The 17,923-nt window shown below is 64.6% G+C and carries 15 protein-coding genes; 5 read left to right on the forward strand and 10 right to left on the reverse strand.

Annotation, left to right across the window (positions count from 1 at the left end; translation table 11 throughout):
• Positions 1–6 precede the first annotated feature (6 nt).
• The gene (locus LB554_RS18765; RefSeq protein ID WP_015316513.1) at positions 7–648 is read right to left on the reverse strand and encodes a class I SAM-dependent methyltransferase; all 642 of its coding nucleotides are present in this window, start codon (positions 646–648) and stop codon (positions 7–9) included.
• A gap of 174 nt (positions 649–822) precedes the next feature.
• Between LB554_RS18765 and LB554_RS18770 the strand changes: the two genes are divergently transcribed.
• Positions 823–2,367 carry an alpha/beta hydrolase gene (locus LB554_RS18770; protein WP_041163730.1) on the forward strand — a complete coding sequence of 515 codons (1,545 nt, stop codon included), beginning with the start codon at positions 823–825 and terminating at the stop codon, positions 2,365–2,367.
• 7 nt (positions 2,368–2,374) lie between these two features.
• Here the strand turns inward: LB554_RS18770 and LB554_RS18775 are convergent, their stop codons facing one another.
• From LB554_RS18775 to hisS, 4 genes are all read right to left on the reverse strand, one after another.
• On the reverse strand, positions 2,375–4,147 hold the full coding sequence (locus tag LB554_RS18775; RefSeq protein WP_140876658.1) for an AMP-binding protein: 1,773 nt from the start codon (positions 4,145–4,147) through the stop codon (positions 2,375–2,377).
• A 92-nt stretch (positions 4,148–4,239) separates the two neighbouring features.
• Positions 4,240–4,938 (reverse strand): ATP phosphoribosyltransferase, encoded by a 699-nt coding sequence (gene hisG, locus LB554_RS18780; RefSeq protein WP_015316510.1) that lies wholly within the window; start codon positions 4,936–4,938, stop codon positions 4,240–4,242.
• Complete coding sequence (locus tag LB554_RS18785) at positions 4,935–6,053, reverse strand: ATP phosphoribosyltransferase regulatory subunit (RefSeq protein ID WP_224586163.1); 1,119 nt, start codon at positions 6,051–6,053, stop codon at positions 4,935–4,937. Before LB554_RS18785 ends, hisG begins: the two co-directional genes overlap by 4 nt.
• Before the next feature lie 178 nt (positions 6,054–6,231).
• Complete coding sequence (gene hisS / locus LB554_RS18790) at positions 6,232–7,827, reverse strand: histidine--tRNA ligase (RefSeq protein WP_224586165.1); 1,596 nt, start codon at positions 7,825–7,827, stop codon at positions 6,232–6,234.
• A gap of 247 nt (positions 7,828–8,074) precedes the next feature.
• Between hisS and LB554_RS18795 the strand changes: the two genes are divergently transcribed.
• Complete coding sequence (locus tag LB554_RS18795; protein WP_015316507.1) at positions 8,075–8,326, forward strand: hypothetical protein; 252 nt, start codon at positions 8,075–8,077, stop codon at positions 8,324–8,326.
• 11 nt (positions 8,327–8,337) lie between these two features.
• On the opposite strand, the gene LB554_RS18800 is transcribed toward LB554_RS18795, so the two are convergent.
• Complete coding sequence (locus tag LB554_RS18800) at positions 8,338–8,976, reverse strand: DNA-3-methyladenine glycosylase I (protein WP_224586167.1); 639 nt, start codon at positions 8,974–8,976, stop codon at positions 8,338–8,340.
• A 212-nt stretch (positions 8,977–9,188) separates the two neighbouring features.
• Here LB554_RS18800 and LB554_RS18805 point away from each other — a divergent pair, with 212 nt between their 5' ends.
• Positions 9,189–9,935, forward strand: a complete 747-nt coding sequence (locus tag LB554_RS18805) for a L,D-transpeptidase (RefSeq protein ID WP_140715540.1) — start codon at positions 9,189–9,191, stop codon at positions 9,933–9,935.
• Positions 9,936–10,224: 289 nt separating this feature from the next.
• Entirely contained in the window at positions 10,225–11,145 is a 921-nt protein-coding gene (locus LB554_RS18810) for a bifunctional 5,10-methylenetetrahydrofolate dehydrogenase/5,10-methenyltetrahydrofolate cyclohydrolase (protein WP_140715542.1), read from the forward strand.
• An 8-nt stretch (positions 11,146–11,153) separates the two neighbouring features.
• Here LB554_RS18810 and glcF read toward each other — a convergent pair whose 3' ends face one another.
• From glcF to LB554_RS18830, 4 genes are all read right to left on the reverse strand, one after another.
• A complete protein-coding gene (gene glcF, locus LB554_RS18815) occupies positions 11,154–12,479 on the reverse strand; it encodes a glycolate oxidase subunit GlcF (RefSeq protein ID WP_224586169.1) in 1,326 nt (441 codons plus the stop codon).
• A 10-nt stretch (positions 12,480–12,489) separates the two neighbouring features.
• The gene (gene glcE / locus LB554_RS18820) at positions 12,490–13,695 is read right to left on the reverse strand and encodes a glycolate oxidase subunit GlcE (RefSeq protein ID WP_224586172.1); all 1,206 of its coding nucleotides are present in this window, start codon (positions 13,693–13,695) and stop codon (positions 12,490–12,492) included.
• 238 nt (positions 13,696–13,933) lie between these two features.
• Positions 13,934–15,430: an FAD-linked oxidase C-terminal domain-containing protein gene (locus LB554_RS18825; protein WP_224586175.1), complete on the reverse strand. Its 1,497-nt coding sequence runs from the start codon at positions 15,428–15,430 to the stop codon at positions 13,934–13,936.
• 155 nt (positions 15,431–15,585) lie between these two features.
• Positions 15,586–16,908: a DUF3422 family protein gene (locus tag LB554_RS18830; protein ID WP_140614576.1), complete on the reverse strand. Its 1,323-nt coding sequence runs from the start codon at positions 16,906–16,908 to the stop codon at positions 15,586–15,588.
• A gap of 207 nt (positions 16,909–17,115) precedes the next feature.
• Between LB554_RS18830 and LB554_RS18835 the strand changes: the two genes are divergently transcribed.
• Positions 17,116–17,919, forward strand: a complete 804-nt coding sequence (locus tag LB554_RS18835; protein WP_015316499.1) for an FCD domain-containing protein — start codon at positions 17,116–17,118, stop codon at positions 17,917–17,919.
• Positions 17,920–17,923: the final 4 nt, after the last annotated feature.

Here is a 17,923-nt window from a genome sequence, read left to right on the forward strand (position 1 = left end):
ATCCCGTCAACCCGTTAGGGGTATCGCGATGCCGGCATGGTGACTTCCCAACTGCCAGAAGGGTAGCTGGAACCGCTCGCGCTGCGCTTCGACGATATGAAAGCCCGCCGTCCGGATCAGGTGCAATGGATCGCGATTGAGGTGGCAGCCGCCGGCGAGCCGGCCCCATATCAGGTTCAGACGCTCTTGCCACCGGCGGCAACGCGGCCCTTCGGCCTGGCCGTGCTCGATGAAGATCAGCCGGCCCGTGGGCTTGAGGATGCGCCGGATCTCGGTCAGCGCCGCCTCGGGGTCCGGAATGGTGCAGAAGGCATAGGTGACGACCACCGTGTCGGCGAAGCTGTCGGCCAAGGGCAGCCTTTCACCGCTGGCCCTGATGCAGTCGACATCGAATGGCAGGGAACGGCTCTTCGGTTCGGCAAGGCCCAGCATCGTGCCGTCGGGATCGACGCCGACCAGCCGCTTCACCCTGGCGGCGTCGTAATGGGGAAGGTTCAGGCCGGAGCCGAAGCCGACTTCGACGACGACGCCCCCTGCCCGCGGGATCAGACGCCTTCGCATGTCCGTGAAAGCGTTGGCCGAACAGCCGGCGTGGACGAGGTAGGGAGCAATGCAGCGCGCGTACCAGGAGAGACAGGATTGGCACATGTCTCAGCCTCCTTGCCGTGTGTTGGCGGCACCGACAGGGCGGGTGAGAGTATTGACCAGTGACATTTCTCGCTCCAAGGGAGTCCCGTGATCGGGCCCGATCGGCCCGACGTCGTGGGAATGGATAGAAGGCCGGCGTCCCCTCAACGTCCCTGCATGGCCGTGGTCGGATCGATGGAGCGATTGGAATTCCGATTTCTGGGCTTTCCGGAGTTCCGGTTGAACGGCCGGCGGGTGGAACTCGCCCTGCGCAAGGCGGCAGCCCTTCTCATCTATCTCGCCGAGGCCAGCGGGCCGGTGGCGCGCGAGGTCGCCGCCACGCTATTGTGGCCGGAAGCCGACGAGCAGGCCGCACGCGCCCGCCTTCGGCGCACGCTGTACAAAATCCGCATCGCGTTCGGCAACGAGATCATCGCCGCCACAGGCGTCTCGCTAAGCCTGCACCCGGCGTTGTCCGCCGAGATCGACACCAGGATTTTCGAGCAGGCCTGCAATTCCGGCGCTCTCGACAAGGCAGCCGAGATCTACAAAGACGATTATCTCGCCGGCTTCTTGCTGCCGGACTGTCCGCAATTCGAGGAATGGGTCTTCTTTCGGCGAGAGACGTTGCGTGGCCGGCTGGTGCAGGCGCTGGAGCGGCTCATCGACGCCAAGATCGCCGACAGCCAGCCTCGTGGCGCGGTCGTTCACGCGACACGGCTGGCGGCACTCGACCCCTTGAGCGAAAGCGCGCACCGACATCTGATCCGTGCCCATCTGGCGGCCGGGGACAGGGCGGCGGCCGAGCGGCAGATCGACACGTGCATCCGGCTCTTGCGGGACGAACTCGGCGTAGTGCCGGACCCCGCCACGCTTGCCTTGCTGAGCCAGCCAACTCAGGACGCCGCCCTGGATGTGCCCAGGACGCGCTATGTCGCGGTGGGCGGCATCCACATCGCGTACCAGATCTTTGGCAGCGGCCCGACGGACATCGTGCTTGTTCCCGGCTTCATTTCACATGTCGAGCGTATCTGGGAAGACCCGGGTTGCCGCGCCTGGCTGACCGCGGTTTCGCGCCTGGGTCGCCTGATCCTCTTCGACCGGCGCGGCATGGGGCTTTCCGACCGCGTCGGTGCCCGCCCCACGGTCGAGGCGACGGCGCAGGATATTCTGGCGGTCATGAACGCGGCCGGCAGCCGCAGGGCCTTGCTGGTCGGCGCGTCGGAGGGTGGGCCGGGCTGTATCCGTTTTGCGGTCCAGCATCCAGATCGGCTGACGGGCCTTGTCTTGTGGGGCTCGCTCGCCAAAGGCAGCCGTGCACCTGACTATCCCCACGCCTTGACCATCGCGCAGTATGATCTGTGGAAGCAACGGCTGCTGGCGGGCTGGGGTGGCGCGGCGGAAATCGACACCTTCGCACCGAGCCTCGCTGGCGACCGCCAGGCGAGGACCTGGTGGGCCGGATTGCTCAGGGCAGCCTCCAGCCCGGGTGCGGTCGCCGGGCTGCTCGACGCGTTGCGGGACACCGATGTCCGTCACCTCCTGGCAAACGTCTCCGCCCCGACGATGATCCTACACCGTTCCGGCGACCGCGCCGTGCGCATCGAGGCGGGGCGGTTCCTAGCGACCAAGATTCCAGGCGCGCGGTTTATGGAGGTCGATGGCGACGACCACTGGTTCTGGGTCGGCGACCAGCAGGCGCTGCTCGACGGTATCGGCGCGCTTGTGCGACACGGCTGATCCGGCCTCACGCCGTCTTCTGCGCCACCAGCCCGAGTTCCTCGGCCATCGCCTGACGCATCAGGAATTTCTGCGGTTTGCCGGTCACCGTCATCGGCAATTCCGTGCGGAAGCGAATATGGCGCGGCACCTTGTAGTGGGCGATCTGGCCCGCGCAGAACGCCTTGATCTCCTGCTCGGTGGCGACCTGGCCGGGTTTGAGCACGATCCAGGCGCACAGCTCCTCGCCATATTTGGCGTCCGGGATGCCGAAGACCTGCACTTCCCGCACCTTGGGATGGCGGTAGAGGAATTCCTCGACCTCTCTGGGATAGACGTTCTCACCGCCGCGAATGACCATGTCCTTGACGCGGCCGACAATGTTGCAATAGCCCTCGGCGTCGATGGTGGCGAGGTCGCCGGTGTGCATCCAGCCATCGCTATCGATCGCCTCGCGAGTCTTTTCGTCGTCGTCCCAATAGCCCTTCATCACCGAATAGCCGCGCGTACAAAGCTCGCCCGGCGCGCCGACCGCAACGGTGGCGCCGTCGACGGCGATCGCCTTGACCTCGACATGCGGGTGGATGCGCCCGACAGTCGAGACACGCTTTTCCAACGGATCGTCGGTGCTGCTCTGGAACGAGACCGGACTGGTCTCGGTCATGCCGTAGGCGATGGTCACTTCAGCCATGTGCATGAGCGAGACCACCTTCTTCATCACCTCGATCGGGCAGGGCGAACCGGCCATGATGCCGGTGCGCAGGCTGGAGAGATCGAAGGTCGGGAAATCCGGATGATCGAGCATGCCGACGAACATGGTCGGCACGCCGTAGAGGCCGGTGCAGCGCTCCCGCGCGATCGCCTTCAGCGTCAGGCCCGGATCGAACCCCTCGCACGGGAAAACCATGGTCGCGCCCTTCGACACACAACCCATGGTGCCCATCGACATGCCGAAGCAGTGATAGAGCGGCACCGGGATGCAGAGCCGATCGTCGACGGTGAGCTTGATAGCCGAGGTGACGAAATTGCCGTTGTTGACGATGTTGAGATGGGTGAGCGTCGCGCCCTTGGGTGCGCCCGTCGTGCCTGAGGTGAACTGGATGTTGATCGCATCGCCAGGCTTCAGCCCTTCCGAGATGCGGTCGAGGCTATCATGCTCGTCGCGACCGGCCATGGCCAGCACGTCGCCGAAATTGAACATGCCTGGCGAGTTCTCCTCGCCCATACGGATGACGATCCTGAGCGCCGGCAATTTCGCAGCCTTCAGCTTGCCGGGTGTCGCCGTCGCGATCTCCGGCGCCAGAGTCTCGATCATGCCGAGATAGTCCGATGTCTTGAAGCTCGCCGCCGTCACCAGTGCCTTGCAGCCAACCTTGTTCAGGGCATATTCCAGCTCGGTCAGCCGGTAGGCCGGATTGATGTTGACCAGGATCAGGCCGATGCGGGCGGTGGCGAATTGCGTCACCAGCCATTCCCAGCGGTTGGGCGACCAGATGCCGACCCGGTCGCCCTTCCGGAGGCCGAGCGCCAGAAAGCCGGCGGCCAGTGCATCCACCGTGTCCGACAGTTCGCTCCACGTGAAGCGCTTGTCCTGGCCGACGAACACGGCGGCATCGAGCGTGCCGTATTTGCCGACGGTGTCGGAGAACAGCGCGGGAATGGTCTTGTCGAGCAGCGGCACTTTGCGGTCGCCCGAGACATGCGCCCTGCCATCGACCGGTGCAATAAAGACGCTGCCGGCGCGCGCGCCGCGTCCGCGCAGATTGGTGGCATTCTTCAGCTCGTCGAGATTGACCGGCATCGCTGTCTCCTCCCAAGACTGGCCGAACCTATCAGCCTGCCGGGACGCTGGAAATCCCGTCGATGGTACTGGAGCCCCTTCCCTGGAGGTCGCTATGCGACCGCTGCCGCCATTTTCGCGACGATGTCGCGCAAAACGGCGTCGTCGGCCGCTGCACGTGTCTTCCTCGACGCGACCAGACAGGCCTGCGACTTCAGCACGACGCCGTCGGCCAGCACCTTGAGATGGTTGGCGCGCAGCGTCGAGCCCGTGCTGGTGATGTCGACGATGACGTCGGCGAGGCCGGCCGCCGGCGCGCCCTCGGTGGCGCCGAGGCTCTCGACGATGCGATAGACCTGAATGCCGTGCTTTTGGGAGAAGAACTGCTGCGTCAGCCGCCAATATTTGGTGGCAATCCGCAGCCTGCGGCCATGGCGCTGGCGGAAATCGGCGGCGACATCGTCGAGATCGGCCATGGTGTCGACATCGAGCCAGATCTCGGGCACCGCGACCACCACATCGGCATGGCCGAAGCCGAGGCGGGCGACGATCTCGGCCCGCGCTTCCCAGTCAGCGAGATTTTCCCGCACCAGGTCCTCGCCGGTGATGCCGAGATCGACCGCGCCTTGGCCTATTTCGCCCGATATTTCGGAAGCCGACAGGAAGAGCACTTCGACATTGTCCAGGCCCTCGACGCGGGCATGATACTTACGCTCGTCGCCGGGCAGGCTGACGGCGAGGCCGGCCTTGGCCAACACCTCCAGCGCCTGCTCCTTGAGCCTACCCTTCGAGGGAACGGCGAGCGTGATCATGATGCCGCCCCCCGCAAAGCCTCGATGCGGTCGAGCCACACCGAAAAGCCGACGCCGGGGATCGCGGTCTTGGCGCCGAGCAGCGTCAGCAACCGGTCGTAGCGCCCGCCACCGGCCAAGGGGCGCTCGCCGCTGGCGGCCGCGATTTCGAAGACGACACCGGTGTAGTAGTCGAGCGGACGGCCGAAAGCGGCGTCGTAGCGGATTTTTTCGGAGGGCAAGCCATGCGCCTCGATCGCCTTGGCGCGGGCCGAGAATTTTTCCAGCGCCGCACCCAGCGAAAGTCCGGCGCCGGCCGCGAAGGTTTCCAATGCCTGGGCCGCGCCATCGAGCGGCACGTCGATCGCCAGAAAATCTTTCAGCGCCGCGAAAGCCTCGTTCGACAGCCGCACGCTGCGCAACTCGGCTTTCTCGATCAGCCGTCGCGCGATATCCGACGGCGCGCGCCCGGCCGATGCCGACAAGCCGGCTTCCTCCATGCCGCCGGCAATATGCTGGGAAAGACGGTCCAGATCGCCATCGAGGACAAGCGCCGCGACCGGCCCGGAGAGCTGGCTGTTGCGCGGCGGGTTGGCGAGATCGGCGAGTGCTGTCTCCAGCATAGGCGCCGAGCCGAAGGCGCGGGCCAGCCGCATGCGCCAGCCGCGCGGCAAGCCGAGCGCCGCCAGCACCGCCTCGAAAATCGCCTGGTCGCCAAGCGTGACCGCCAGCGGCTGGCCGGGCAGCACCAGCGACAGCAGCGCATGCGCGTCGGCGACCGAGCGGGCATCGGCTTCGGCCGCGTCGCGGTCGCCGAGATCCTCGATGCCGGCCTGGAAGAACTCATTGCCGCCCTCGCGGCGCTGGCGAAACACTTCGCCCAGATAGGAATAGCGGCGTGGCGTGCCGGCCTGGCTGGCTATGTGGTCGAGGCAGACAGGAATGGTGAATTCGGGCCGCAGGCAGAGCGTCTGCCCGGTTTCGCTTTCGGTCAGGAAAATGCGGCGGCGCAGATCCTCGCCGGCCATGTCGAGGAAGGGATCGGCCGGCTGCAGCACCGCGACTTCGACGGCATGTGTGTTGCGGTTGGCGAAGAGGGTGATGATGTCGGTGGCGATGGCGGGGCGGGAGGTCATAGACAGGTTGGGCGCGAGGCACCCCCCTCTGGCCTGCCGGCCATCTCCCCCGCAAGGGGGGAGATCAGCAGCTTCGGGCTCGGCACGTTTTTCCCAACATCGGAGATTGGCGAAAACCTACGCGACATCCCATCTCCCCCCTTTCGGGGGAGATGGCCGGCAGGCCAGAGGGGGGTGCTCAAGCGCCACCCTTGGCGCGATCAGCGGCCTGCGCCGCCAAAATCTTCTTCACTTCGGCGACCAGTTCGCTTTCCGCTACTGTCACCTGGGCCGGACGCGCGGCGCGCCATTCCGCATTGTCGGTGATCTCCGCCGACATGCGCGCGCCTTCGATCAGGTCCTTGATCTGCAATTCGCCCTTGGCCCGCTCGTCGCCGCCCTGGATGACGGCGATGGGACAACCGCGCCGGTCGGCATATTTGAGCTGCGCCTTCATGCCGGCGCCGCCGAGATACATTTCGGAGCGAATGCCGGCGGCGCGCAATTCCGAGACCATCTTCTGATAGCGGCCGAGGCTTTCAGTGTCCTTGTCCATGACCAGCACGACGACCGGCGCGATCACTTCCGATACGTCTAGCTTGCCGAGGTTCTTCAGCGCCGTCATCAGTCGCGAGACGCCGATGGAAAAACCGGTCGCCGGCACCGGCTCGCCGCGAAAGCGCGAGACCAGCCCATCATAGCGGCCACCGCCGCCGACCGAGCCGAAGCGCACGATTTGGCCGTCCTCGTTGGGGATTTCGGCCAGGAGTTCGGCCTCGAAGACGGGGCCGGTGTAGTATTCGAGGCCACGCACGACGGAAGGATCGATGCGGATGCGATTGCTTCCGTACCCGGCAGCGCGAACCATTTCATTGATGGCGGTTAGTTCGTTGATGCCGTCCAAAGCCAGCGGCTGTTCTGAGAAAGCCAGGCGCAATTCGTTTATTGCAAACCGGTTGCTCAAGACAGAAGTCTGTCCATTGTCTTCAGTCGTCCGCCGGTCGTCGGAAATGACACCTTCGGTGCTCATATTGTAGTCCCAAAACCCACCGGGAGCCCCGAAGACTTCCATCATTCGGCCAATCGATTGTTCGCTTAGTCCAGCTCCTTTGGTGAAGTCGCCACTCTCGTCCAATCGTCCCTTTCCAAGAAGCGCGCGGACGCCGTCTGTCCCAACCTTATCAAGCTTGTCGATTGCCCTCAGCACGGTCAGCCGGCGCCCTGCGTTCTCATCGCCACCGAGCCCAATCGCCTCCAGCACACCATCGAGCACCTTGCGGTTGTTGACGCGGATGACGTAGTCGCCGCGCTTGATACCGAGCGCTTCCATGACGTCGGCCATCATCATCGCCATCTCGGCGTCCGCCGCGACGCCCGGCGTGCCGATCGTGTCGGCGTCGAACTGCATGAACTGGCGGAAGCGGCCGGGCCCGGGCTTTTCGTTGCGGAACACCCAGCCGGAACGGTAGCTGCGGTAGGGTTTTGGCAGGCGTTCGAAATTCTCGGCGACGAAGCGCGCGGTCGGCGCGGTCAGGTCGTAGCGCAGCGACAGCCACTGGTCGTCGTCGTCCTGGAAAGAGAACACGCCTTCGTTCGGCCGGTCCTGGTCGGGCAGGAATTTGCCCAACGCATCGGTATATTCGATCAGCGGCTGGTCGGCCGGTTCGAAGCCATAGAGCTCATAAACCGAGCGGATCGTCGCCATCATCTTCTCGACGGCGCGGATATCCTCGGCGCCGCGGTCGGCAAACCCGCGCGGCAGCCGCGCTTTCGTCTTTTCCGATTTGTCGGCCATAATCTGGGCACCCGATGTTCATGACTTCGTGACGCGGCAAATCTAGCGCGTTCACAGCGCGCGTTCCTAACCGATGAAGCCGGGAGCAGCAAGGGTTGGCGCCCGGCAGCGCACCCGACGAGATCAGGAAGAATCGAACCCCCCTGAAACAAAACACGCCGGAAATGAAACAATGCCGCCACGGGCGCGGCATCGTGCCGACACAATCGCGGCCGATATAGCGCACCGAAACGAAGAGGTTCGGGACATGACCAGCGCAACGGAATTTGAGGCCAACAGCGAGGCCGGCGAAGTGCCGACGCGCCTGCGCCCGGCGGGCACCCATGCACCGCAAATGGTTGGCCAGGCTGCCGGGCCGTTCGATGTGCCGGCAGGCACCAGCAAGGATCCTTCCTTGCGCGACGCGTTGGTGACCGGTCTGCTGGTGATCTATCCGACGGTCGCCACGGTGGCCGCAATCGTCGCCGGGCTGTTCCTGGCCAGCGCCAACGGCACCTGAGCTGCCCCCGGCTATTTCGGCCGCTGGAAAGCCTTCCGCTGCTTCTCGACCTCCTTACGGCACACGCAGCCTTCGAGATGGTCGTTGACCAGGCCCATGGCTTGCATGAAGGCGTACACGGTGGTCGGGCCGACGAAAGTCCAGCCGCGCTTTTTCAGGTCCTTCGAAATCCGAACGGAAACCGCGGTGGTCGGGTTGGCGCGCAGATGGGCGAGGTCGACGATCTTCGGCCGCTCCTCCTTGCCGGGTTCGAACTTCCAGAACCAGGCGGCCAGCGAGCCGAACTCATCCACCATCTCGCGGGCGCGTTTGGCGTTGTTGATGGTCGAGACGATCTTGCCGCGATGGCGGATTATGCCGGCGTTGCCGAGCAGGCGCTCGACATCCCTTTCGTTGAAGGCGGCGACCTTGTCGAAGTCGAAGCCAGCGAAGGCTTCGCGAAAATTCTCCCGCTTGCGCAAAATGGTCAGCCAGGACAGGCCCGACTGAAACCCTTCCAAGCAGATCTTCTCGAACAGCCTGCGGTCGTCGGCCACCGGCCGGCCCCATTCATGGTCATGGTAATGCAGATAATCGGGCAGATTGCCGTGCCAGAAGCAGCGCACGACACCGTCAGGACCGGCAAGCAGGCCGGTGTTTTCATTGCTCATCCCAAGAAATCCATCCGTTAACGCGCTTGCGCGCTGTCTTTACCGTGGCTTTACCAGATTCCTGAACCGGGCGGTAACCACACCAAAGAGTTTACTGACAGAACCGCATTTTACGCATTCCGATTCATGTTTCGGTTGCTGCTCGCCGCCAATGATCGCGCAAGCCGGGAGCGTTCTTGCCCGGCGTATTAGACGATCAAGGTGCGTTCCCGATGAAGAGAGTTCTGTTTCCCTTGCTCGGCGCCGTGGCTGTGTTTGCCGCCGGCGTCACACCCTCAACCGCCAACGACCGTTATGCCGACAGGCCGCCGGTGATGGTGAGCCCCGACCTTTCCGCGCCCTGGGTGCTGCAGCTCGGCCATGCGCCCGGAATCGTGCGGCAGAACCGACAGGCCGTGCAGCAGCAGCCGCGCCAGCGCACCGCGCAGCCGGCACAGCCCGACCGAGTGCAAACGGCCGCCGTGCAGGCGCCGGCCAAACGCATGGTCATGCGCCGGCAGATCAACCCCGTCTACCTGCCGCAGGAAGTCGCCTATGACGGCGCCCAGAAGCCGGGCACCATCGTCATCGATACCACGCAGAATTTCCTCTATCTGGTCGAGAAGAACGGCAAAGCGCGGCGCTACGGCGTCGGCACCGGCAAGCCCGGTTTCGAATGGTCGGGCACCCACAAGATCACCAACAAGCGCGTCTGGCCGGACTGGCGTCCACCGGCCGAGATGATCAAGCGCGAAGCGGCCAAGGGCCGCTACCTGCCGACCTATCTGGCTGGCGGCATGGAAAACCCGCTCGGCGCGCGCGCTCTCTATCTCGGCACGACCGAGTACCGCATCCATGGCACCAATCAGCCCTGGACGATCGGCGGCGCGGTATCATCGGGCTGCATCCGGATGCGCAACGAGGACGTGGTCGACCTTTATGAGCGGGTCAATGTCGGAACCACCGTCGAGGTGATATAGTGGCAGCGAATCAGCCGGTTAAGCAGTGCTGAGCAGGTTTTGGCGCGCTGTTGCCCTTAAGTCATAGCGCACTTTTGGAAGACGTGCTTAGACTGGCAACGAGTTAACGGGGGACGGGCCGTGTGGGGATACGGCCAGTCACGAGAGGGCAGCACGGGTAACCGGGCTGCCCTTTTCGTTTCACGGTGCGACAGGTCGCCCCGGAGGCACGGTGTTTCGTTTTCAGGGCTGATTTCCGGGCCGTGCTCTGCTATTGCAGTGCGCAATTTCCCCACCAAAGGTTCGAACCATGTCCCTGTCCGACGACAGCCGCTATCTCAGGGGCGGCCCGGTTGCCCAGCGCATCATCGCCGCCGTGCGCGAGGACGCGACCATTGCCAAGGCCGAGGGCTTTCCGCCCAAGCTGATCTCGATCACCGTCGGCGATACCGACGCCGTCGACGTCTATGTGCGCAACCAGCGTGCCAAGGCTCAACTCGCCGGCATCGATTTCGAGGAACGGCGCTTTCCCGCGACGATCACCTCAGGTGAACTCGAAGCAGCCATCCATGGGCTGAATGCCGATCCGCGTGTCACCGGCATCATCATCCAGCGGCCGGTGCCGGCGCATATCCCGATCAAAATGCTGCAGGCGGCTGTGCATCCGCTAAAGGACGTCGAGGGCATGCATCCGGCCTCGATCGGCAACATCGTCTACAACCAGCTCGATCTCGCGCCTTGCACGGCGGCCGCCTCGGTCGAACTGCTTAAGGAAACCGGCCTCGACCTCAAGGGGCTGGAAGTGGTGATCGTCGGCCATTCGGAAATCGTCGGCAAGCCAATCGCCTTCCTGCTGATGAGCGAAGGCGCGACGGTGACGGTCTGCCATCATATGACACGGTCGGTCGCCGCCCATGCGCGGCGCGCCGATGCGCTGTTCGTCGCCGTTGGCAAGCCACGGCTGATCAAGGCCGACATGGTCAAGCCGGGTGCCGCCGTCATCGACATCGGCATCAATTCGGAGGTCGGACCGGACGGCACGAGCCGCATCGTCGGCGACGTCGACACCGACAGCGTCAAGGAAGTGGCCTCGTGGATCACGCCGGTGCCGGGAGGCGTCGGTCCGCTGACGGTGGCGATCCTGCTGCGCAATACCATGGTCGCGCTCAGCCGCCAGCGCGCGCTCTACGAGGCGACCTACGGCACGGCCGACAGGCTTGCGGCGGAATAGCGCCCGGCCTACTCCGCCGCGACCGGGCTCCCATCCAAAATGCCATCCGGCCTCGGCCCGCCATAGGCCCAGTCGAGCAGTTTGATCGTGTGCACCACCGGCATGCTGGCGGCGGATGCGATCTGCGTGATGCAACCGATATTGCCGGTGGCGACGATCGAGGCGCCCGTCGCCTCGATGTTTTTCACCTTACGATCGCGCAGCCTGGCCGAAATCTCGGGCTGCAGGATGTTGTAGGTGCCGGCCGAGCCGCAGCAGAGATGGCCCTCGCGCGGCTCGCGCACAATGAAACCGGCCTTGGCGAGCAGCTCCTTCGGCTGCCGGGTGATCTTCTGGCCGTGCTGCATCGAGCAGGCCGAGTGATACGCAACGACAGTGCCGGGCTTGCGCACCGGTTCAGGGAGCTTGAGACTTGCCAGGTATTCGGTGATGTCCTTGGCCAGCGCCGACACGCGCGCGGCCTTGTCGGCATAGGCCGGATCGAGCCGCAGCATGAAGCCGTAGTCCTTGATCGTCGTGCCGCAACCCGATGCGGTGATGACAATGGCGTCGAGCCCGCCCTGCTCGATGGAGCGTGTCCAAGCATCGATATTTTGCCTGGCCGAGGCAAGGGCGGCTTCTTCCCGCCCCATGTGATGAACCAGGGCGCCGCAGCAGCCCTCGCCCGGTGGCACCACGACCTCGACACCGAGCCGCGTCAGCAGCGAGATGGTGGTGTCGTTGATGGCGGGGTCAAGCACCGATTGCGCGCAGCCGGTCAGGATGGCGACACGGCCCTTTTTTGCCCCTTGCCCGGCATGGATACCCGGTAAAGCCATCGGCGAGGCCGCCGGGATCGATGCAGGCGCGAGCTTGAGCATCGCGGCGAGCGGCTTCAGTGCAGGAATCTTCTCGAACAGGCCAATGAAAGGCTTGCCCAGCCTCGCAAGCTTGAGCGCGGCGCGGAAGCGTTGGGGATAGGGCAGCACGAAAGCCAGCATGGCACGGGTCAGCCGGTCGAGCAGCGGCCGCTTGTAGGTTTCCTGGATATGGGCACGAGCATGGTCGACCAGATGCATGTAATTAACGCCTGATGGACAGGTGGTCATGCAGGCCAGGCAGGAGAGGCAGCGGTCGATATGGGTGACGATTTCCTTGTCGGCGGGGCGGCCGTTTTCCAGCATGTCCTTGATCAGGTAGATGCGCCCGCGCGGCGAATCGAGCTCGTTGCCAAGCGTTACATAAGTCGGGCAGGTGGCGGTGCAGAAACCGCAATGCACGCATTTGCGCAGGATCTTTTCGGACTCGGCGACATCAGGGTCGGCAAGCTGGGCGGGCGAAAAATTGGTCTGCATCTCTGATGTCCTAGGCCATGCGGCCGGGATTGAGGATGTTCTTCGGGTCGAATTCCTGTTTCAGGCGCTGGCTGAGCGCCGCCAATGTCGGCGCCTGCGGCTCGAACACTGGCAGCGCGACACGATGGGCGGGAGCGGCGCGCACCAACGTCGCGTGGCCGCCGCCATGTTTCCGCAACAGCCCACGAAGCAGGGTGGCTTCGGGATCGCCCTCCTCCATGCGCAGCCACACCAGCCCGCCCTGCCAGTCGTAGAAGGCACTGACGGCGGCCTGCATGCGTAGGGTCAGAACCATCAGGTGCCCCTGTGCGGGCGTCATCGAGACCCGCCAGACCGGCTTCTCGCTGCCGTCAACGAAGGGCCTGATATCGCGCACGTCGCGCCAGATTGCCTTGGAGGTCTCACCGGAAATCTCTTCCAGCGGCCCGGCTTTGCCGAGCAGGGTCTTCAGCGCGGTGATGCGATAGGCAACCGACGGGCCAAAGCCCTCGACGCGCAGCAGCGTGGCGGCTTCACTGCCGAGCGTCCCGCCGGCCACGCGGGCGGCGACGCGCTCCGGCAGATGGGCAGCGCTCGACACTTCCGCGCTGGAACCAAGGGCCAAGGCCATGGCGGCGCAGGCTGCATCATCGAGCAGGCCACGGACAGCGAGCGTGACTTCGGTCTCGGCCACAGGCAGCACCTTGAAAGTAACGTCGGTAAAGACGGACAGGGTGCCCCAGCTGTTGGCCATCAGCTTCGACATATCGTAGCCGGTGACGTTCTTGACCACGCGGCCACCCGACTTGAAGGCCTCGCCGCGACCGGAGACGACATTGATGCCCAGGATATGATCGCGCGCGGCGCCCGCCTTCAGCCGACGCGGACCGGACAGGTTGGCGCCAAGCACGCCGCCGATGGTGCCTTTGCCCGGCTCGCCACCGAGCAGCGGGCCGTAGTCCATCGGCTCGAAGGCAAGCTGCTGGCCGTTTTCAGCCAGCAGCCTTTCGATCTCGGCCAGCGGCGTGCCTGACTTGGCCGACAGCACCAGTTCGGCGGGTTCATAGAGGATCACGCCCGAGAGTTTCGACAGGTCGAGCGTATGCTCGGTCTGCAACGGACGGCCGATGCCGCGCTTGGAGCCGTGGCCGAGAATTTCGAGCGATGCTTCTTCTGCCGTCGCCCAGGCAACAGTGGAGAGGACTTCGGCTGAGGTGGTGGGGGTGAAGATGGTCATGCACGCGTGCCCTTCCTCTGCCCCGCAAAGCGGGCGAGAAGTGATAGGTCGCGTTTCTTCACACCCCCCTCTGTCCTGCCGGACATCTCCCCCGCAAGGGGGGAGATCAGATGCCGCATCGGATTTCGCCAACATCCAATGTCTGTTGAACGGCGAGACGCCGGAACTGCTAATCTCCCCCCTTGCGGGGGAGATGTCCGGCAGGACAGAGGGGGGTGTTTAAGCGCCAACATGTCCCTCAAAACCTCGGAATGTCGGGAAAGGCCACCTGCCCGCGATGCACATGCATGCGCCCCAGTTCGGCGCAGCGGCGCAGTTGCGGGAACACCTTTCCGGGATTGAGCAGATGGTTGGGATCGAAGGCGCACTTGACGCGCATTTGCTGGTCGAGGTCGACCTGGCTGAACATTTCCGGCATCAGGTCGCGCTTCTCGACCCCGACGCCATGTTCGCCGGTGAGCACGCCACCGACCTTGACGCAAAGCCTCAGAATGTCAGCGCCAAAGCTTTCGGCCTTGTCGATTTCACCAGGCACGTTGGCGTCATAAAGGATCAGGGGATGCAGATTGCCGTCGCCGGCGTGAAAGACATTGGCGACTCCGAGACCGTATTTTTGCGACAGCTCGCGCATGCCGGCCAGCACGCGCGGCAGCTCCTTGCGTGGGATCGTGCCGTCCATGCAGTAGTAATCGGGCGAGATGCGGCCAACGGCGGGGAAGGCCGCCTTGCGCCCGGCCCAAAAACTCAGCCGCTCCTGCTCGGACTGCGAGATGCGGCAGGTGGTCGAGCCGTTGCGAATGGCGATCGCCTCGACCGCGGTGATGAGATGATCGACCTCGACGCCCGGCCCGTCGAGTTCGACGATCAGCAGCGCCTCGACGTCAAGGGGATAACCGGCATGGACGAAATCTTCCGCCGCATGGATCGCCGGCCGGTCCATCATTTCCATGCCGCCCGGAATGATGCCGGCGCCGATGATGTCGGCCACGCATTGGCCGCCCTGCTCGCTGGTCGGAAAGCCGATCAGCAGCGCGCGTGCCGTCTCCGGCTTCTTCAAAATGCGCACTGTGACTTCGGTGACGACGCCCAGCAGGCCTTCGGAGCCGGTCATGACGCCGAGCAGGTCGTAGCCTTCCGCGTCCAGATGCCTGCCGCCGAGCCGCACCACCTCGCCGCTCATCAGCACCATCTCGATGCCGAGCACATTGTTGGCGGTCAGGCCGTATTTGAGGCAGTGCACGCCGCCGGAATTTTCGGCGACATTGCCGCCGATCGAGCAGGCGATCTGGGATGATGGGTCGGGGGCGTAGTAGAAATCCTCCTGCTCGACGGCGGTGGTGATGCCGAGATTGGTGACGCCCGGCTGGGCGACGACGATGCGATTGGGGAAATCGATCTCGATGATGCGGTTGAAGCGGCTCATGACCAGGAGCACCGCGTCTTCCAGCGGCAGCGCGCCGCCCGACAGCGAGGTGCCGGAGCCGCGCGGCACGACGCGGATGTTGCGGTCGTTGCAGTATTTCAGCAGACGGGAAACCTGCGCCACCGTCTCGGGCAGGACCACGACCAGCGGCACTTGCCGGTAGGCAGTCAGGCCATCACTCTCGAAGGCCCGCATTTCATTGGCCGCGTCGACCACGCCCTCGCCCGGCACGATGATGCGCATGTCGGCGACGATTTCGCTGCGCCGGCGCAGCGTCTCGGCGTCTGGCTTGGGCATGGCAAGGCCGGACATCGGCGCTTCCTCCACTCAACTGGTAAAAATGATTTACCAGCTAGGGACATTTGTTGCAAACCTTGCTTTGATGGCATCCGGGGCGGATGCAGGCAAGGATTCCGCAGCGGCAATCTGCCGCTGCACATCCATCGCGCTTCGAAGCTTGGCGCGGTCTATTCGGCCGGATGCTTCGCCGGCTCGGAATGCATCTGTCGCACCCTGCGCACGCCCCACCAGACCAGCAGGATGGCGACAGGCACCGATGCGGCGGTAACGACCTCCGGCGCGAAGGCGTGGCCAAAGACCGACGCGCCCTTGGCGACATAGCCGATGAGGCCCACCACATAGTAGGAGACGGCGGCGACCGAGAGCCCTTCGACGGTCTGCTGCAGGCGCAGTTGCAGCCGGGCGCGGTTGTTCATCGAGGCGAGCAGATCGCGGTTCTGCTTCTCGACCTCGACATCCACCCAGGTGCGCAACAGCGTGGTGGCACGGGTCAGCTTTCGCGACAGATTGGCCTGGCGCTCCTCGACCGAGCGGCAGGTGCGCATGGCTGGCGCCATGCGCCGCAGCAGAAAGCCCGCCCAGGTGTCGTAGCCCAGCACTGGCTCCTCATCCAGTGCCTTGAGCCTTTCAGTGACGATGCCGTCATAAGCGCGACTGGCGCCGAAGCGGTAAAGGCTGGAAGCGGCATCAGCCTCCAGTTCGGCGGCAAGCTCCGTCAGGTCGGCGAGCAGCGTCTGGCTGTCGCGGGTCTCGGCAACTTTCATTTCCAGGGTCGTCTGTGCCAAGCGATCCTCGATGCGGCGGGCGCGGCTGGACAAGGTGAGCGCCAGCGGCAAGCCGAGCATGGCAAGCGTGCGGTAGGTCTCGATGTCGATCAGCCGCTGCGACAGCGCGCCGGTGCTGGCCGGGGTCAGACCACGATCAAGCACCAGCATGCGGGTCATGCCATCGCCGTCCTGGCGGAAGTCGGTGACAATAGCCGCGCTGCCGCGCTCGACGAGCGAGTGACAGAGGCTGGTCGGGTCGAAGCCGGCGATCAGCCTCTCGTTCGCCTGCGTCCACTTGCGGATCTCGAGCCGGATGCCCGAGATGACGGTTCCCGGCGGCGAAAAGCCATTGCCGAACGGCGAATCCTCTTGCCCCCGGTCATTCTCGGCCAGCGGTCCTTCCCAGAGATAGGTCGAGAACTCCGTATGCCGCTCCCAGCGCAGCGTGCCCTTGCCCCATTTCATGGCGTGGTGGCGGGCATGACGCTCGGGGGCGGCGATGCCGAGGCGGCGCGACAGTTCCGAAAGCACGGCATGGTCGACCGCGGAGCCTCCTTCGGTCATGAAGGAGAGCTGGACGAGGACGCGCGGCTTCTCGACGAGTGGATGCGGACGGGCATGAACCTCGCCGAGCGCGCCGGGCCGGCCTTCATGCGCCGGAAAGCCCATGACGCTGCCTTGGCTGCGCGACTGGAATTCAAGATTGGACGTCTCGTCAGACACGTCTGGTCCCCCTGGTTTCGACCCTTCGTGCAATGGTGCCGTCTTGCGGCAATCGACAAGGGACGTAAACAGCAAAGTTTAGCGCGAGGCGACGTGCCGGCGCGATGCGAAAATCGACCGAACCAGGCGAATTGGATAAATAATTTGACCAGTTGGCGACAGACGCTTTAATCTGCGCGACATTCATTCCGTCCCCAGGCGCTTCCTTTGAGCGATATTTTCTCCAGGATCGAGCATTCGCGCACCGCCGACGAAGTCGTGCAGCAGATCGAAAGCCTCATCCTCGAAGGCGTGCTGCGCACTGGCGACCGGCTGCCGGGCGAGCGCGAACTGGCGCGTCAGTTCGATGTGTCGCGGCCCATCCTGCGCGATGCGCTGAAGGCGCTCGAAGGACGTGGGTTGCTGACGACCAAGGCCGGCGGCGGCACGCATGTCGCCGACATTATCGGCCAGTTGTTTACCAAGCCGGTGGCGGACCTGATCTCGACGCATCGCAAGGCGGTGACGGACTATCTGGAGTATCGCCGCGAGGTCGAGGGCATAGCCGCCGAATACGCGGCACGGCGTGCCACACCCGAAGACCTCGCCCTGCTCGACCGCATCATGGCGCGCATGGATGAGGCGCATCGCACCGGCGACTTCGACGACGAGGCGGAAATCGACGTTGAATTCCACCACGCGATCTGCGAATGCGCGCACAACATCCTGCTCTTGCACACGCTGCGCTCCTGCTACCGCCTCTTATCGGAAGGCGTGTTCCAGAACCGGCTGCTGGTGTTCACCGTGCCGGGCGCGCGAGAGGCGCTGCTGGCGCAGCACCGGGCGATCCACACCGCGGTCAGGGCTGGCGATCCGGCCGCCGCCCGCCAGGCGGCGATGGACCACATGACCTATGTCGAGCGCTCGATGGCGGAAGCCGAGCGCAGCGGCGACTGGCAACGCGTGTCGCGGCTGAGGCTAAGGCAGCGCTCGGAAACCGGCGGCAGCGAACCAGCGCGCAGCCGCTCCTAGTTAA

Origin of the sequence: Mesorhizobium sp. CO1-1-11 (genome assembly GCF_020164995.1) — a bacterium.
Lineage (GTDB): Bacteria > Pseudomonadota > Alphaproteobacteria > Rhizobiales > Rhizobiaceae > Mesorhizobium > Mesorhizobium australicum.

What these genes read in the sequence shown, in the direction of transcription:
- LB554_RS18765 (WP_015316513.1), bottom strand. Translation starts at nt 648, where the DNA reads ATGTGCCAATCCTGTCTCTCCTGGTACGCGCGCTGCATTGCTCCCTAC.
- LB554_RS18770 (WP_041163730.1), top strand. Translation starts at nt 823, where the DNA reads ATGGAGCGATTGGAATTCCGATTTCTGGGCTTTCCGGAGTTCCGGTTG.
- LB554_RS18775 (WP_140876658.1), bottom strand. Translation starts at nt 4,147, where the DNA reads ATGCCGGTCAATCTCGACGAGCTGAAGAATGCCACCAATCTGCGCGGA.
- hisG (WP_015316510.1), bottom strand. Translation starts at nt 4,938, where the DNA reads ATGATCACGCTCGCCGTTCCCTCGAAGGGTAGGCTCAAGGAGCAGGCG.
- LB554_RS18785 (WP_224586163.1), bottom strand. Translation starts at nt 6,053, where the DNA reads ATGACCTCCCGCCCCGCCATCGCCACCGACATCATCACCCTCTTCGCC.
- hisS (WP_224586165.1), bottom strand. Translation starts at nt 7,827, where the DNA reads ATGGCCGACAAATCGGAAAAGACGAAAGCGCGGCTGCCGCGCGGGTTT.
- LB554_RS18795 (WP_015316507.1), top strand. Translation starts at nt 8,075, where the DNA reads ATGACCAGCGCAACGGAATTTGAGGCCAACAGCGAGGCCGGCGAAGTG.
- LB554_RS18800 (WP_224586167.1), bottom strand. Translation starts at nt 8,976, where the DNA reads ATGAGCAATGAAAACACCGGCCTGCTTGCCGGTCCTGACGGTGTCGTG.
- LB554_RS18805 (WP_140715540.1), top strand. Translation starts at nt 9,189, where the DNA reads ATGAAGAGAGTTCTGTTTCCCTTGCTCGGCGCCGTGGCTGTGTTTGCC.
- LB554_RS18810 (WP_140715542.1), top strand. Translation starts at nt 10,225, where the DNA reads ATGTCCCTGTCCGACGACAGCCGCTATCTCAGGGGCGGCCCGGTTGCC.
- glcF (WP_224586169.1), bottom strand. Translation starts at nt 12,479, where the DNA reads ATGCAGACCAATTTTTCGCCCGCCCAGCTTGCCGACCCTGATGTCGCC.
- glcE (WP_224586172.1), bottom strand. Translation starts at nt 13,695, where the DNA reads ATGACCATCTTCACCCCCACCACCTCAGCCGAAGTCCTCTCCACTGTT.
- LB554_RS18825 (WP_224586175.1), bottom strand. Translation starts at nt 15,430, where the DNA reads ATGTCCGGCCTTGCCATGCCCAAGCCAGACGCCGAGACGCTGCGCCGG.